At 66.7% G+C, this 15,526-nt stretch carries 15 protein-coding genes, 2 tRNA genes and 1 riboswitch; all 17 genes read left to right on the plus strand.

What is annotated here, in order from left to right:
• Positions 1–4 precede the first annotated feature (4 nt).
• Positions 5–101, plus strand: a riboswitch (TPP riboswitch).
• Positions 84–1,676: a bifunctional hydroxymethylpyrimidine kinase/phosphomethylpyrimidine kinase gene (locus tag BWQ92_RS19920; protein ID WP_236783011.1), complete on the plus strand. Its 1,593-nt coding sequence runs from the start codon at positions 84–86 to the stop codon at positions 1,674–1,676. Its footprint overlaps the riboswitch before it by 18 nt.
• A 327-nt stretch (positions 1,677–2,003) precedes the next feature.
• On the plus strand, positions 2,004–2,312 hold the full coding sequence (gene rplU, locus BWQ92_RS19925) for a 50S ribosomal protein L21 (protein ID WP_076802549.1): 309 nt from the start codon (positions 2,004–2,006) through the stop codon (positions 2,310–2,312).
• Positions 2,313–2,369: 57 nt separating this feature from the next.
• Positions 2,370–2,633, plus strand: coding sequence for a 50S ribosomal protein L27 (gene rpmA, locus BWQ92_RS19930; protein ID WP_003803426.1), 264 nt, complete (start codon positions 2,370–2,372; stop codon positions 2,631–2,633).
• A 118-nt stretch (positions 2,634–2,751) separates the two neighbouring features.
• The gene (obgE, locus tag BWQ92_RS19935; protein ID WP_076802550.1) at positions 2,752–4,341 is read left to right on the plus strand and encodes a GTPase ObgE; all 1,590 of its coding nucleotides are present in this window, start codon (positions 2,752–2,754) and stop codon (positions 4,339–4,341) included.
• A gap of 64 nt (positions 4,342–4,405) precedes the next feature.
• Positions 4,406–5,503 (plus strand): glutamate 5-kinase, encoded by a 1,098-nt coding sequence (proB, locus tag BWQ92_RS19940; protein ID WP_076803855.1) that lies wholly within the window; start codon positions 4,406–4,408, stop codon positions 5,501–5,503.
• Positions 5,504–5,529: 26 nt separating this feature from the next.
• Positions 5,530–6,879, plus strand: coding sequence for a glutamate-5-semialdehyde dehydrogenase (locus BWQ92_RS19945; RefSeq protein ID WP_076803854.1), 1,350 nt, complete (start codon positions 5,530–5,532; stop codon positions 6,877–6,879).
• 80 nt (positions 6,880–6,959) lie between these two features.
• A complete protein-coding gene (locus tag BWQ92_RS19950; protein WP_076802552.1) occupies positions 6,960–7,184 on the plus strand; it encodes a hypothetical protein in 225 nt (74 codons plus the stop codon).
• Positions 7,123–7,854 carry a nicotinate-nucleotide adenylyltransferase gene (nadD, locus tag BWQ92_RS19955; RefSeq protein ID WP_076802555.1) on the plus strand — a complete coding sequence of 244 codons (732 nt, stop codon included), beginning with the start codon at positions 7,123–7,125 and terminating at the stop codon, positions 7,852–7,854. Before BWQ92_RS19950 ends, nadD begins: the two co-directional genes overlap by 62 nt.
• A 7-nt stretch (positions 7,855–7,861) precedes the next feature.
• Entirely contained in the window at positions 7,862–9,223 is a 1,362-nt protein-coding gene (locus BWQ92_RS19960; protein ID WP_076802557.1) for a hypothetical protein, read from the plus strand.
• A gap of 46 nt (positions 9,224–9,269) precedes the next feature.
• Positions 9,270–9,671 carry a ribosome silencing factor gene (rsfS, locus tag BWQ92_RS19965; RefSeq protein WP_076802560.1) on the plus strand — a complete coding sequence of 134 codons (402 nt, stop codon included), beginning with the start codon at positions 9,270–9,272 and terminating at the stop codon, positions 9,669–9,671.
• A 132-nt stretch (positions 9,672–9,803) separates the two neighbouring features.
• Positions 9,804–9,876 (plus strand) — tRNA-Ala (locus BWQ92_RS19970).
• A 221-nt stretch (positions 9,877–10,097) separates the two neighbouring features.
• Positions 10,098–10,170 (plus strand) — tRNA-Ala (locus BWQ92_RS19975).
• A gap of 140 nt (positions 10,171–10,310) precedes the next feature.
• Positions 10,311–10,841, plus strand: a complete 531-nt coding sequence (locus BWQ92_RS19980) for a hypothetical protein (protein ID WP_076802563.1) — start codon at positions 10,311–10,313, stop codon at positions 10,839–10,841.
• 173 nt (positions 10,842–11,014) lie between these two features.
• Positions 11,015–11,638 (plus strand): hypothetical protein, encoded by a 624-nt coding sequence (locus BWQ92_RS19985; protein ID WP_076802565.1) that lies wholly within the window; start codon positions 11,015–11,017, stop codon positions 11,636–11,638.
• A gap of 130 nt (positions 11,639–11,768) precedes the next feature.
• Positions 11,769–12,926, plus strand: a complete 1,158-nt coding sequence (locus BWQ92_RS19990) for an NAD(P)-binding domain-containing protein (protein ID WP_076802567.1) — start codon at positions 11,769–11,771, stop codon at positions 12,924–12,926.
• Between the two features lie 57 nt (positions 12,927–12,983).
• The gene (locus tag BWQ92_RS19995; RefSeq protein ID WP_076802570.1) at positions 12,984–14,132 is read left to right on the plus strand and encodes a class I SAM-dependent methyltransferase; all 1,149 of its coding nucleotides are present in this window, start codon (positions 12,984–12,986) and stop codon (positions 14,130–14,132) included.
• Between the two features lie 173 nt (positions 14,133–14,305).
• Positions 14,306–15,508 carry an ROK family transcriptional regulator gene (locus BWQ92_RS20000; RefSeq protein ID WP_076802572.1) on the plus strand — a complete coding sequence of 401 codons (1,203 nt, stop codon included), beginning with the start codon at positions 14,306–14,308 and terminating at the stop codon, positions 15,506–15,508.
• The last annotated feature ends 18 nt before the right edge of the window (positions 15,509–15,526 follow it).

Below are 15,526 nucleotides of genomic sequence, written 5' to 3' on the forward strand. Positions count from 1 at the left end.
CTGGGGGACTGACACGGGGTGCCGCGCACGGGCCGGCTGAGATCCAAACCCGTTGAACCTGTCCGGTTAGCACCGGCGAAGGGATGTCTCCTTTGTCATCAACACTGTCAGCATCGCTCCTGCCTGCACCAACGGCCGCCGCTAGTCCGCTCCTGGAAACCGTGGCTCCGCCCACCCCCACCTCCCGTGCAGTTCCCCGGGTCCTTGCCATCGCCGGCTCGGATCCGTCCGGCGGCGCAGGCATTCAGGCCGACCTGAAAAGCATTGCAGCCCACGGCGGCTACGGGATGGCCGCGATAACCGCCCTCACCGCGCAAAACACCACCGGCGTGAGCGGCGTGCACGTTCCGCCTGCATCATTCCTGTCAGCACAGCTGGATGCTGTCAGTGACGATATCCACGTGGATGCTGTGAAGATCGGCATGCTGGGCGATGAAAAGGTGATCGCCGCCGTCCGCAGCTGGCTCGAAAAGGTGCGGCCCGGCGTCGTGGTCCTTGACCCGGTGATGGTAGCCACCAGTGGTGACCGCCTCCTGCGGGAGTCCGCGGAGGCTGCCCTCCGGAAGCTGCTGCCCCTCGCGGACCTGGTCACCCCCAACCTTCCCGAACTGGCGATGCTGCTCGGGGAACCTGAGGCCGCGGACTGGGCTGCCGCCCTCGACCAGGGCAGGCGGCTCGCGGACCAGACCGGTGCCACGGTCCTGGTCAAAGGCGGCCACCTGAACGGGACAACCTGTCCGGACGCCCTCGTCAACACCGCAGGGTTGCTGTCCGCGGAGGTGGTGGAGGTTACCGGTGAGCGGATTGCCACGCGGAACAGCCACGGCACCGGATGCTCCCTCTCCTCGGCCATGGCCACTGCACAGGCGCGGCTGGGCAACTGGGAAGCGTCACTGCGGGAGGTCAAGCCCTGGCTGGCCGGCGCGCTCCGCACGTCCGGGCAGCTGGAGGTCGGCGCCGGAAACGGACCCATCCACCATTTCCACCACATGGCCGACGCCGGAACGACAGGTCCGGCCGAACCAAAGGGGGCGTTCGGGGAACTGCTGCGTGCCGAGACCTTCGCCGACCTGGAAGTCATCTATGGCCTGGGCTTCATCCGCGGGCTTGTGGAGGGCAGCCTTCCGGAGAAGGAATTCGCGTACTACCTCGCCCAGGACGCCATCTACCTCAACGGCTACTCCCGCGTCCTGGCCCGGGCCAGCGCTCTCGCGCCGACCGAGGCCGAGCAGCTGTTCTGGGCACGGTCCTCGCAGCAATGCCTGGAGGTTGAATCGGAACTGCACCGCAACTGGCTCAGCACACGTACCGTGCAGACGGAGCTTGGCCCCGTCACGAAGGCCTACGTCGATCATCTGCTGGCCGCCTCGGCGGGCGGCAGCTACGCCGTGCTGGTGGCCGCGGTCCTGCCCTGCTTCTGGCTGTATGCGGAAGTGGGGGAGACCCTGCATGCCGAATACGTGGCCGCCGGCGCCGAGGCCGCGCACCCGTACGCCGAATGGCTGCGGACCTATGCCGACGAGGACTTCGCGGCCGCCACGCTGCGGGCGATCGAAATAGCCGACGACGCCGGCCGTGCCGCCTCTGCAGGGGAGCGTGAAGCGATGGTCACCGCCTTCCGGCAGTCCTGCCGGTACGAGGCGGAATTCTTCGACGCGCCGAGCCGCCACAGCTGAACGGAAGCCGTGCCGGCGCCCGGTAAGATGGTCGCGCACGGCATCGGATGTCCGGAACAGCGCCCACTGTGGCGCCTATCACGGACAACCCGCCGGTGCCAGCCTCATTTGCGGCCGACGACGGAATTAGCGTATTCTAGATCTTCGGTGCTTACGCCAACACTTGGGTTATGACCCGGGACGCCCATTCGGGCTTGTTCCTGGGATAGCTCACGGGTTCCCCCGGGCAATCCACGGCGTTGAGGCACAGCGTGAACCAGGCCAATTTCCGGACCCGGGTTCCGCACGCAAATTTAGTAATAAACGTCGAGAGAAGTGAGTTCCCAAGTGGTGTACGCGATTGTCCGCGCAGGCGGCCGCCAAGAGAAGGTTTCTGTTGGAGACTTCGTTACCCTGAACCGCGTCGCCGGTGGAGCTGGCAGCACTATCCAGCTGCCCGCACTGCTCCTGGTGGACGGTGACAAGGTCACCTCCGCAGCTGCTGACCTGGCCAAGGTAACTGTTACGGCTGAGATCCTCCAGGACCTCCGCGGTCCGAAGATCGTCATCCAGAAGTTCAAGAACAAGACCGGTTACAAGAAGCGCCAGGGTCACCGCCAGGAACTGACCAAGGTCAAGATCACCGGCATCAGCTAACCTCGGTTACTGAACAGCTCCCAGCAGTTTCACCAGAATTAAAGGCAGGCATTTCAAATGGCACACAAAAAAGGCGCGAGCTCCACTCGCAACGGTCGTGACTCCAACGCCCAGTACCTCGGCGTCAAGCGCTTCGGCGGCCAGGTAGTTTCCGCTGGCGAGATCATCGTCCGCCAGCGCGGCACCCACTTCCACCCCGGTGCAGGCGTTGGCCGTGGCGGCGACGACACCCTGTTCGCCCTGCAGGCAGGCGCCGTTGAATTCGGCACGCGCCGCGGCCGTCGGGTTGTCAACATCGTTGCTGCTGCAGCTGCAGAGTAACACCAAGTTCTGAACCGGTGGAGCGGGCCATGATGGCTCGCTCCACTGTTCTTTTAACCGCATTACAATCGATTTGGACGTCCAGGACGGCCGGATTTAAGCAACAGAGGAGATTCACGTGGCGAGCTTTGTAGACCGGGTAGTACTGCACGTATCCGGCGGTACCGGCGGCCACGGCTGTGTCTCCGTGAAGCGTGAGAAGTTCAAGCCGCTGGGCGGGCCCGACGGCGGTAACGGCGGCAACGGCGGCGACGTCATCCTGCGCGTCGACTCGCAGACCACCACGCTGCTCGACTACCACCACGCGCCGCACCGGCACGCCACGAACGGCGGCCCGGGCATGGGTGACTGGCGCGGAGGTAAAAACGGCGAGACCCTGGTGCTGCCTGTTCCCGACGGAACCGTGGTCAAGACCAAGGACGGCAAGGTCCTGGCTGACCTCGTGGGCGAGGGGACAGAATTCGTCGCTGCGTCAGGGGGCCAGGGCGGGCTCGGCAACGCTGCGCTGTCTTCCCAGAAGCGGCGGGCGCCCGGCTTTGCACTGCTCGGCATCGAGGGTGACGCCAGCGACATCGTCCTGGAACTGAAGTCGATCGCCGATATCGCCCTGGTGGGGTTCCCCTCCGCCGGCAAGTCCAGCCTGATCGCGGCCATGTCCGCCGCCCGGCCCAAGATCGCCGATTACCCCTTCACCACCCTCATTCCCAACCTCGGCGTGGTCCAGGCCGGAGACGTCCGCTTTACCATCGCCGACGTTCCTGGCCTCATCGAGGGCGCCAGCGAAGGCAAGGGCCTGGGCCACAACTTCCTCCGCCACGTCGAGCGGTGCGCGGCTTTGGTGCACGTCCTGGACTGCGGTACGCTCGAATCTGACCGAGATCCGCTCTCCGACCTCGCAATTATCGAAACCGAGCTCGAAAAGTATGCGGTGGACATGAGCTACGCCGGCTCGAACGGCGAAGTTGTCCCGCTCAACCACCGCCCCCGGCTGGTGGCCCTTAACAAGGTCGACCTCCCGGACGGCAAGGACATGGCCGAGTTCGTCCGGCCTGAGCTGGAGTCGCGCGGCTACCGCGTGTTTGAAGTTTCAGCCACGAGCCACGAGGGCCTGCGCCAGCTGGGCTTCGCCATGGCGGAGATTGTCAAGGCCGCGCGCGACAACGTGGCAGCCGCTCCGCCGAAGGTCCATGCACCGGTACTGCGGCCACGCGCCGTCAACGAGACCGGTTTCCGGATCCGCCGCGAGGAGAAAAACCTGGAGCCGCTGTTCCGCGTCCTGGGCGAAAAGCCCGTTCGCTGGGTCAAGCAGACGGACTTTACCAACGAGGAAGCCATTGGCTACCTTGCCGACCGCCTGGCCAAGCTCGGCGTGGAAACCGAGCTGTTCAAGCAGGGCGCCAAGCCCGGCGACACCGTGGTGATCGGCGAGGACGACGGCGTTGTCTTCGACTGGGAGCCCACCATGATGGCAGGCGCAGAACTGCTCGCCTCGCCCCGCGGCACGGACGTCCGGTTCGCAGACATCGGCGACCGCCCCACCCGCAGCCAGAAGCGCGAAGAGCAGATCGAACGGCGCGAGGCGAAGGCGGCGGCACGCGCCGAGCTGGAAGCCGAACGCAAAGCCGGCATCTGGACTGAGTCCGTCAGCGCGCGCCGGGCTGCCCAGCCCCTCAAGGAGAGCGGGCTGAACACCGAACATGAGGAGTGAACCCGCACACGTGACCGATACTTCCGCAATTGTCATCGAGGAACCCAGGACCGACGACCGCAGCATGCTCGCCAGGGCACGCCGCATTGTGGTCAAAGTAGGATCGTCGTCCCTTACCAGCATCAAGGGCGGAATATCGGAGGAGGCGCTCACCGAGCTTTCGGACGTGCTGGCCGCCAAGTGCAACGCGGGAACTGAGATCATCCTTGTCTCCTCAGGCGCCATCTCCGCCGGACTGGCGCCGCTGGGCCTGGCCAAGCGCCCCCGCGACCTCGCCACGCAGCAGGCAGCGGCCAGCGTGGGGCAGGGCCTGCTGATGGCCCGCTATACACACGCCTTCGCCGCTCACGGCGTCACCGTGAGCCAGGTACTCCTCACCGCCGACGACCTCATGCGCCGCAGCCACCATCAGAACGCCTTCCGTGCGCTCAACCGGTTGCTGAATCTCGGCGTAGTACCCGTCGTGAACGAGAACGACACCGTCGCCACGCACAAGATCCGTTTTGGTGATAACGACCGCCTGTCAGCCCTCGTGGCGCACCTCGTGCGCGCCGACGCCCTGGTGCTGCTGTCCGACGTCGACTCCCTGTATGACGGCCCGCCCGCCCAGGGTGCCAAGCGGATTCCCCAGGTGGATGGTCCCGAGGACCTCGACGGCGTCTCCATCGGCAAGACCGGCAAAGCCGGCGTGGGCACCGGCGGCATGCAGACCAAGGTGGAGGCGGCCCTCATGGCCGCCGATTCGGGCATCCCGGCGCTGGTCACGTCCACCTCGAACGCCGCTGCGGCGCTGGCCGGCGATGACGTTGGGACCTGGTTCACCGTCAACGGCGCACGCAAGTCCGTCCGGATGATGTGGCTGGCGCACCTGGCGCACGTGCAGGGCCGGCTGTTCCTGGACGCCGGTGCTGTCCGGGCCGTGCGGGACAACCACACCTCGCTGCTGCCGGCCGGCATCACCTCCGTCGAAGGCAACTTCGAGAGCGGCGACGCCGTTGAGATGGTTTCGCCCGACGGCACCGTCATCGCCCGCGGACTGGTGAACTACTCTGCGGCAGAACTGCCGCAGATGCTCGGACGGTCCACCGTGGAGCTGGGGGAGGCCCTGGGCCGCGGGTTCGACCGCGAAGTTGTTCACGTTGATGACCTGGTTCTGGTCTAGGCCCCGGTCTCGCCTAGACTTGGATGATGACTGAGGCACTGATGAACCAAGCAGCTGAGACTTCCAACGACGCTACGAAGGTCCCCACCCTGCCGGCAGACAGCCAGCCCACACCGGCAGAGGTCGAGTCTGCCGTCTACGCGATCGCCGACCGCTCCCGCCAGGCCGCCCGCAGCATGGGCCGCGCCAACCGGGCCTGGAAGGACAAGGCCCTGCGCGCCATCGGCAGCGCCCTGATCGCGAACAAGCAGCAGATCCTGGCCGCGAACGCCAAGGACGTGGAGGCCGGCCGTGCCAACGGCACGTCCACAGCCCTCCTGGACCGGCTGACCCTCAACGAAACCCGCATTGCCGCCCTCGCCGCAGCCCTCGAGAACCTGGCCGGGCTGCCTGACCCTGTGGGCAATGTGGTGCGCGGCCAGACCCTGCCCAACGGCCTGCGCCTGCGCCAGGTCAACGTCCCCATGGGCGTGGTGGCAGCCATCTACGAGGCGCGTCCGAACGTGACCGTGGACATCGCCGGGCTGGCCCTCAAGAGCGGCAACGCTGTGATCCTGCGCGGCGGTTCGGCGGCCGCCTTCACCAACGAGGCGCTCATCCGCGTGCTGCGCGATGCCCTGGAGTCCGTAGGCCTGCCTGCGGATGCCGTACAGACCGTGGACCAGTTCGGCCGCGAGGGCGCCAACGTGCTCATGCGTGCCCGCGGACGCGTCGACGTGCTGATTCCGCGCGGCGGCCGTGAACTGATCCAGACCGTCGTCAACAACTCCTCCGTGCCGGTCATCGAGACCGGCGAGGGGAACGTGCACATCTTCATCGACGAGTCCGCCAGCGAAGACATGGCAGTGGAGATCCTGCTCAATGCCAAGACGCAGCGCCCCAGTGTCTGCAACACGGTGGAGACGCTTCTGGTGCACTCCGGCTCCACGGTTTTGCCCGCAGTCGCGTCAGCGCTGAGCAAGGCGGGCGTCCGGCTGCACGCCGATGACCGCGTCCGCGCAGCGCTGCCCGCGTCGGTGGAGTCCCTGCCGGCCACGGACGACGACTGGGCCACGGAGTACATGGACATGGACCTGGCCGTTGCCATGGTGGACAGCCTGGACGACGCCGTGAAGCACATCCGCACCTGGTCGACGGGACACACTGAAGCCATCCTGACCAATGACCTGCGAAACGCCGAGCGCTTCATCGCGGAAATCGATTCCGCTGCCGTCATCGTGAACGCGTCCACGCGGTTTACCGACGGCGGCGAGCTGGGTCTGGGAGCCGAGGTCGGCATCTCCACGCAGAAGCTTCACGCCCGCGGCCCGATGGGCCTGACCGAGCTGACAACCACGAAGTGGATTGTCCAGGGCGAGGGCCAAGTCCGCTCCTGACATAGCGGTAACATAGTAAAGAAGTCCGGACGGGCGGGGAATTTCCGCCGTCGTCATCCTTTTTATTCCTAGGGGAGAAAATGCTGCTCCAGCAGATTGCCGCGTCAGTTGCCGAACACGAGGAAAAGGCGCCCCTGTGGGCTGAGCCGTGGGTTTTCGGCGTCTCGATGTTTGCCATCTTCCTGGTGCTGATGTTCGTCACTCTCTCCTACACCAACCTGGGCAACCGCCACAGCGCGGTTGATGAGCACGCAGACCCGCACCGCCAGCACCCGAACAAGCACGACCACGGCCAGGGCCACTAAGATTCCCGCCGCACTGCACCATAAGGACACGCAGCGCCGGCTGCGGCTGGGCGTGATGGGCGGGACGTTCGATCCCATCCATCACGGCCACCTTGTGGCGGCGAGCGAGGTGGCCGCCAAGTTCGGTCTCGACGAGGTCGTTTTCGTGCCCACCGGCCAACCGTGGCAAAAGTCCAGCAAGAAGGTCAGCGAGCCTGAGCACCGTTATTTGATGACGGTGATTGCAACGGCATCGAACCCGCGCTTTACGGTCAGCCGTGTTGATGTGGACCGTCCCGGACCCACATACACCATCGACACCCTCCGCGACCTGCGGACCCAGCGCCCTGATGCCGACCTGTTCTTCATCACCGGTGCTGACGCCCTTGCACAGATTCTGTCGTGGAAGGACATCGACGAGCTGTGGTCGCTGGCACACTTCGTGGGAGTTACCCGGCCGGGCCATGAACTCGACGGCATGGGCCGGAAGGACGTCAGCCTGCTTGAGGTCCCCGCCATGGCAATCTCGTCCACAGACTGCCGCGCCCGCGTGGCTGCGCACAACCCTGTCTGGTACCTGGTGCCGGACGGAGTAGTGCAGTACATCGCGAAATACGGGCTCTATGCAGCACCTGCCGGGAACAGCAGCTCCGAAACTACCGAGACAAACGATCCAGCCAGCACTGAATGAGTTTGAGATGAGTCAGGAACAGCCACTGATCCGCAGCCGCCGAGAACTGCGCAAGGCCCGGGATGAAGCCCTGGCCAAGAACCGGAACGCCGCCCCTCCGGGTCCCGGCGGGACAGCCCCTGCCTCAAGCCAACCAGCTTCAAAAGCTCCCGCCTCGAACCCGCCCGCTCCGAAGCGTCCCGGCACCGCGGGGCCGGGCACGTCGGCTCCCGCCGCTCCGGAAAAGGCCGGTCCATCGCGTGCCGCCGGCAACGGTAAGCAGGAGGATCCGGCTGGACGCGTGCGCCGGGTAGCCCCGGGCCCCGTGGACTCGCCGCCGGCCGGCCCAGCGGGTGAACGCTCGTCCCAGATCCGTGCCCGGGACAGGGCTGCCCTGCGGACCATCAAGGAACTGGCGGAAAAGGAAGAGCAGCTTTCCGGCGGCGGCCCGCCGACCCGCCGCCAGCTGCGGCTGATGCAGCTCAAAGAGCAGGCGATTACGTCGGCAATGCCCGTGGTGCCGCCGGCCGACGCCGGTGCCTCGCCCGGGAAGCCATCCGTTGCTGCATCCGACTCCTCCACCGGCACGGGCGGCAAAGCCGCTCCAGCCACAGGATCCAAGCCGGTAGGCCAGCCCTCCAGCGGTCCGGCTGCGCGGCCCGCGACCGCCGCGGGGGACGGACTGCCGGAGGGCATGACGGTGGAGCAGGCCCTTGAGGCACGCGCCCTGCTCGCGGAACAGGCCAAGAACCAGATCGCCAAGATGGAACACATCACGGCGACCGACCCTGAAGCCGTGGATCCGGAAATCCTGGCCCAGCAGATTGCCCTTGCCGAGCGGGCAGCGGTGCTCAACAAGCGGGCCATGGCCAAGCAGAAGCTTGCCGAAAAGACCACGCCCCAGCAGGGCGGCCAAAACGGTCCGTCCACCGCCAGCAACCTCGCCATGGTGACCCCGCTGGAATTCGAACACGTGCCAGGGGTGGACCGTCCTGTCATGAAGCGGCCGGCAACTTCGCACGTTCCCGTGGTGACCAACCCCGGACCTCGGGTCCCGGCACGGGGCAACCGGTCAGCAAAGACTGCCCGCTCAGCTGGTCCATCCACCGGCCGTTCACGGGTCATAGCCCGCGCGGAGGAGGCGGCCCGTTCGGCGGCCGCACCGCCGGTGCGTTCGGATGTAGTCTGGACCGACGAATCCACCGAAGACGTTGCTGGGTTGCCTCCGGTGTCAGCGAAATCTGCCTACGGGCTGGAGCCCCTGGACGCTGCCACCGCCGGACTCGCCCGCGCCAACAGGTTGCGGATGATCCAGTTGGGCGTCGTCGCGCTGGGCGCCATCGCCCTCGTTGCCGGCGTCATCATGATCATCAGCGGCCTCTCAGGCTGATACAGCCAGCATCACCACCCACGCTTTCATCACCACAAGGAGTCCCGTGACCGCATCCGAATCGTCCGTCACCGTAGCCCGGCATGCAGCCAGGGCGGCGGCGGACAAGATCGCCCAAAACATCGTCGCCCTCGACGTCAGCGAACGCCTGGCATTGGCGGACGTTTTCCTGATTGCCTCAGCGCCCAGCGAACGGCAAGTCAACGCCATCGTCGACGGCATTGAAGAGGAGCTCCTCAAGCAGGACCTCCGCCCGGTCCGCCGGGAGGGCCGTTCGGCTGGCCGGTGGGTCCTGCTGGACTACGCGGACGTCGTCATCCATGTGCAGCACGAGGAAGACCGCGTCTTCTATGCCCTGGAGCGCCTCTGGAAGGATTGCCCCGTCGTGGACCTGCAACTAGGGGATGACGCCTCGGCTACCGCCGCTGCCGCCGCCGAACAGGAGTAACCGCCGGGCCGAATATGCCCGATTTGGAATTTTCGGAAACGCTGTTCTAAGATATTTGAGTTGCTTCGGAGAGATCCGGACAGAAGAACGGATGGCATGGCTTCGGCCAAACGTCTGAAGCAGCAAGAATACGGGGCTGTGGCGCAGCTGGTAGCGCACCTGCATGGCATGCAGGGGGTCAGGGGTTCGAGTCCCCTCAGCTCCACCGGATGATCCGCCGGAATCGAAAGATTCCGGCGGATTTTTGCTTAACAATCATTTCTTGCTTAACCATCAGGGGGTTGTTTGGGGGGCTTTTGGCTGCCAAATCGGCCCTAAGGCAGGCGTGACCGAAGCCACACTTCCTCAATTAGCATCTTGGCGGAATCTGGACTACGCTGGTCGGGTTGCTTCGGGAAAACACAAAGATTCCGGAGGAAACAACTTGGGGCTGTGGCGCAGCTGGTAGCGCACCTGCATGGCATGCAGGGGGTCAGGGGTTCGAGTCCCCTCAGCTCCACCGAGTAGCCGTCCGATCCTGTAACAACAGGATCGGGCGGCCTTTTCCGTTAAGGCCGCGGCTCACCAGCGCCCAAATCTTTGACAAATCTTGGATGTCCGCTGGGCCCTTCTTTCCCGCGTTGCCTCTAAAGTGGAGCCATGAAAACGGGAGCGGCCCTGGTCCTGTCCGTTGCCGGGATACTCGCGGCGGGTTCTGCGGCGCTTGCCGTCAACACCCAGGTGCTCAACGTCTCGCCCACCGGCACCGGGAATGCCAACACCGTTCTCCTGCCAAATGGCGCCGTGCCGCCGGTGCCCGCCGCACCAGCAGGACCGAAGGCCACGGCCCAGGCAACAGACACGGCGGCCGGTGCGCAGAAAGCGCCCACCCCTTCGAAATCCACCTCCGCGAAGCCGGCCCCCGCGAAATCCGGGGCAGCGTCCTCAAACGCGGCGAAACCGAACCCGGCGAAGTCCGCCCCCGGCGCTGTGCCCGGGACTGCCGGCGGATCCGCGGCCGCACCGCCGTCCTCCGGCCCGGATGGCGGGACGGGTGGGGGAGCCGTGGTGGTACAGCCCGCCCCCGTCCAGGGCAGTGTGTTCCCTGTTGAGCCAGGGGATGACAAGGGCGGCCTGCGGAAGGCGCCCGAGCCCGGCGATGACAGCGGCGGCCACGGCGCCGACGACTGATCCCCGGCGTCTGAACTGCTCCCCGTCTGCACTGCTCCCGTGCCGCCTGCTGCCAGCCGGCCTGCCCTGTCCGTTTCGTGCGTGCAGTCGTCGAAATGCCGTGAGGGCAATCTTGGACAAGTCTTGGATTACCCCTTCACCTATCCTCGACGGCGAATTCCTACTGTGGAGCCATGAAAACAAGAGCAGCCCTCGCACTATCCGTCACCGGCATCCTCCTCTCCGGCGGTGCCGCCTTCGCCACCACCCAGGTGCTGACCACCCCGGACGCGGGTACCAGCGATGACGCCCCGAGTGTTCTGGTAGCGGACGACTCCGCCACCAGATCGCCGGCTCCGGCCGTCAGCACCCCCAAGGCCGCCGCCAAGGCCGTCGCAAAAGCCAGCGTGAAGACGCGGGATGACACGAAAGCGGACGACAAGAAAGCGGCAGTGGCCAAGAAAGCGGCCAAGAAAGCGTCAAGGCCAGCCGAACCGGGCGACGATAAAGGCGGCCTGCGGACCGGTGCAGAACCGGGCGACGACCACGGCGGATCTGTCGCAGTGCCTGCCGAGAACTTCGTCGGCAGCGGCTCCCTCACCGTGGAACCGGGTGACGACAAAGGCGGTCTCCGGACCACCCCTGAGCCCGGAGACGACAAGGGCGGACTGCGCTCCGACCAGGCACCGCGGGTGGCCGAACCCGGCGATGACCACGGCGGGCTGAGGACAACGCCTGAGGCCGGTGACGACAAGGGCGGGGACCGTACGGAGATTGAGCCCGGCGATGACAGCGGCGGCCACGGCAGCGACGACTGAGCAGTTCGCCGCGGCAGACACATAAACAAACCAGCAGCGGAAAGGGTCCTCCTGCACTTTGGTGCCAGGGGGACCCTGTCTGTGTCCGGTTCCGTGCGGGCGGGGCGGGATGGCCGCCTAGGATGAAGACGTGGAGCGGATATTCAGCGGCGGAACGGTGCGCAGCGCCGACGTCGTCGTCATCGGCGCCGGGCAGGCCGGCCTGTCCGCCGCCTTCCACTTGGTCCGGCGCGGTTTTCTGCCCGCCCCGGCGGCGGAACAGCCGGCGGAAGAACTGGCGGCGGCAGCAGGCCCGGGACTGACCTACGCCGTGCTGGACGCCGAGGACGGGCCGGGCGGAGCCTGGCGGCACCGGTGGAAGACCCTGCTCATGGCAACGGTCAACGGCATCAGCGACCTTCCCGGAATACCGCAGCCGGACGTCGACCCCTCGGAACCGAGTTCCGCTTTCCTGAGCCGCTACTTCGCCGCCTACGAGCAGCAGGCCGGGCTGGCCGTCGAGCGTCCGGTGAAGGTGCTCGCCGTCGAGCGCGAGGACGCCGACCCGGCGGGGCGGCTAAAGATCACCACGTCCGACGGCGGCTGGACGGCCCGGGCAGTCATCAACGCCACCGGAACCTGGACGAGGCCGTTCTGGCCGATCTATCCGGGCCAGTTCACGTTCACGGGCCGTCAGCTGCACGTGGCTGATTACGTGTCGGCCGAGGAGTTCCGGGGACTGCACGTCATTGTGGTGGGCGGCGGGATTTCCGCAGTCGGGCTGCTGGACGAAATCTCGAAGATCACCTCCACGAGCTGGTTCACGCGCCGCGAGCCGGAGTGGCGGGAGGGGTTCGACCGGCAGGCCGGGCACGACGCCGTCGCCCTGGTGGAGGAACGGGTACGCCAGGGCCTGCCGCCGCAAAGCGTCGTCGCCGCCACCGGGCTCATCTGGACCCCGGCCCTCCGGGCCGCAGCCGCCCGCGGGGTGCTGGAGCGCCGGCCGATGTTCACCTCGATAGAACCCGGCGGTGTGCGGCTGGCGGACGGCGGATTCCTCGCGGCGGATGTGATCCTGTGGGCCACCGGATTCCGTGCCGAGTTGGAGCACCTCGCGCCGCTGCATCTGCGGGGTCCGGGCGGCGGCATTGCGATGGAAGGAACACGGGTGGCGGCGGAACCCCGGGTGCATCTGGTGGGCTACGGGCCGTCGTCGTCCACCATTGGGGCAAACCGCTCCGGCCGGGCTGCGGTGACCGAAATCCTGACTCTCCTGGCGGCACCGGCAGCCGTGCCTGATCCACGGTAGATTTGCACAGGCAGATTTCTGCCCGGGCAACCAGCAAGGAAGAGGCGGCGGCAACACGTGACAGAAAACGGTCTTGGGCAGGTCCTGGGCCTGCTTCGCAGGCACCCTGACGTCGAGGCCGCCAACCTCCAGGCGTGGGACGCCACCGATTCGCTCCTCCTGGACGCGGCCGCGGACCTGCTCACCCCACAAAGCACGGTCGCCGTCATCGGGGACAACTACGGGGCGCTCACGCTCGGGCTGCTGGCCGGCGGTGCCGGTCCGGTTCCGGCCCGCGTCAGGGTGCACCAGGACCTGGTCACGGGCGAGCGGGCCCTTCGCAACAACGCCGCGGGGCTGGGACTGACGGAAGGCTTTGCACAGCTGCCGCTCGGCGCCGAACTGCTGTCAGGCGCGGACCTGGTGCTGCTGCAGCTGCCCAGGACGCTCGCCGAACTCGAGGAGATTTCCGACGCCGTCGCCCGGCACGCGCCTGCCGGTGCCGTCTTGCTTGCCGGCGGCAGGATTAAGCACATGTCCCTGGGCATGAATGCCGTGCTGGGCAAGTACTTCGAAGCCGTCCAGCCGCAGCTGGCCCGGCAAAAGTCCCGGCTGCTCATCGCCTCCGGCCCGGTGCGTCCGGAGGGGAATCCGCCATACCCCGTGACAGAACACAACGCTGAACTCGGTCTGGATATCTGTGCGCACGGAGCCGTTTTTGCCGGCACGCGGCTGGACATCGGGACCCGGTTCCTGCTGACCTTCCTCCCGGAGATGCCGGCCGCCGCCAAGGCCGTGGACCTGGGATGCGGCACGGGAATCCTGGCAGCCATGTACGCCCGCCGGCATCCCCAAGCCGAGGTCCTGGCCACGGACCGGTCCGCGGCCGCGGTGGCCTCGGCACAGGCAACTGCCCGGGCAAACGGCCTGGCGGCCAGCATCACGGCTGTCCAGGATGATGCGATGAGCACGCTTCCGGCCGGAAGTACGGACCTGATCCTCCTGAACCCGCCGTTCCACCTCGGCTCCAGCGTCCACGCCGGCGCCGGACTGAAGCTGTTCGAGGCAGCGGGCCGGGTGCTGGCCCCGGGCGGCCAGCTCTGGACGGTATTCAATAGCCACCTGCGCTACCTGCCGGCCCTCGAGCGCCTGGTTGGCCCCACCACGGTGAGAGGCCGGAACCCCAAATTCACGGTGGCCAGCAGCGTCCGGCGGGCCGCCGGATGAGTGCCGCCGGCCGCCGTCCAACACGTCTGCGCCTCCCTGCGCGTGGGGCGTACCCGTTATCGGGGGCGTAACGTACGATTCAGACATTGGGGGAATGGCCCACCAAAATGTTAGGGGAATCCTTGACCGAGATCCGCCAGCCCTCACCGAGGCGCGGAACCAACCTGCCCAGAATGGGCGACTTTAACCTGACTGTCATTCTCGATGCAATCCGCCGTACCGCCACCGGGCTCAGCCGCGTGGAACTGGCCCAAATAGTCGGCCTGTCCCCACAGACCATTTCCAACATCTCCCGCCGGCTGCTGGACCAGAACCTCATCGTTGAGGCCGGCAAAGAGGGCACCGGGCCCGGCAAGCCCCGGACCATCCTCCGACTGAACCCCGCCGGCATGTATGCGGTGGGAGTGCACCTGGACCCCGCGGTAGCCACCTTCGTGGTGCTGGACTTGCTGGGCGCCGTCGTGAAGCACTCGAGCGTGAAAACGCCGGACAGCTCCCGCCCCGAGGCGGTTATTCAAGCCATCGCCGCGGAAATCGACAAACTGGTTGAGGCCTCGGGCGTAGACCGGGCCAAGATCGCCGGCCTCGGCATCGCTGCGCCCGGCCCCATCGACCACGACAACGGAACGGTGGTGGAGCCACCGCTCCTTGAGGGCTGGGACAACGTGCCGCTCCGGGATGCGCTGGCTGAAGCCACAGGCCTGTCGGTACTGATGGACAAGGACGTCACCAGCGCCGCGGTCGCCGAAACCTGGGCAGGCGGTGCCAGCGGCGCCGGCAGCTTCGTTTTCATGTACATGGGCACCGGCATCGGCTGCGGCATCGTCCTCAATGACGAGGTTGTGCGAGGCACCTCGGGCAATGCCGGCGAGATCGGCCACCTCATTGTTGACCCGGACGGAGCACCCTGCGACTGCGGGCTGCGCGGCTGCGTCAAGTCCACCTGCATTCCCCAGGTCCTCGTCGCGCAGGCCGAGGCCGCGGGCATCCTGGATGAGCCCGGCACCGCCACCAGCGGCCCGGCCATCCAGGAACGCTTCGCCATGCTGTGCGAGGCGGCCGACGCCGGCAACAGCGCGGCGGCTGCCATCATCGACAAATCGGCTGAACTGGTGGCACGGGCGGCGTCGGCGGTGGCCAACACCCTGGACGTGGACCGGGTGGTGTTTGGCGGCCCCTTCTGGCCGCTGCTCTCCGCACGCTACCTTGAGAAGGTCCCGGGCCTGATCCAGCAGAACAGCGATGCCGGCAACATCCACGCCGTCGAAGTCGTTGGCACCGGCGTGGGGGAGGACGTGGGAGCCGTGGGCGCTGCCTGCCTGGTCCTTGAGCACACCCTGGCACCCCGGGCCCAGCGGTTGCTGCTGGAAGGTTAAACCCCGGAAGACTAAACC

Origin of the sequence: Arthrobacter sp. QXT-31 (assembly GCF_001969265.1) — a bacterium.
Taxonomy (GTDB): Bacteria; Actinomycetota; Actinomycetes; order Actinomycetales; family Micrococcaceae; genus Arthrobacter.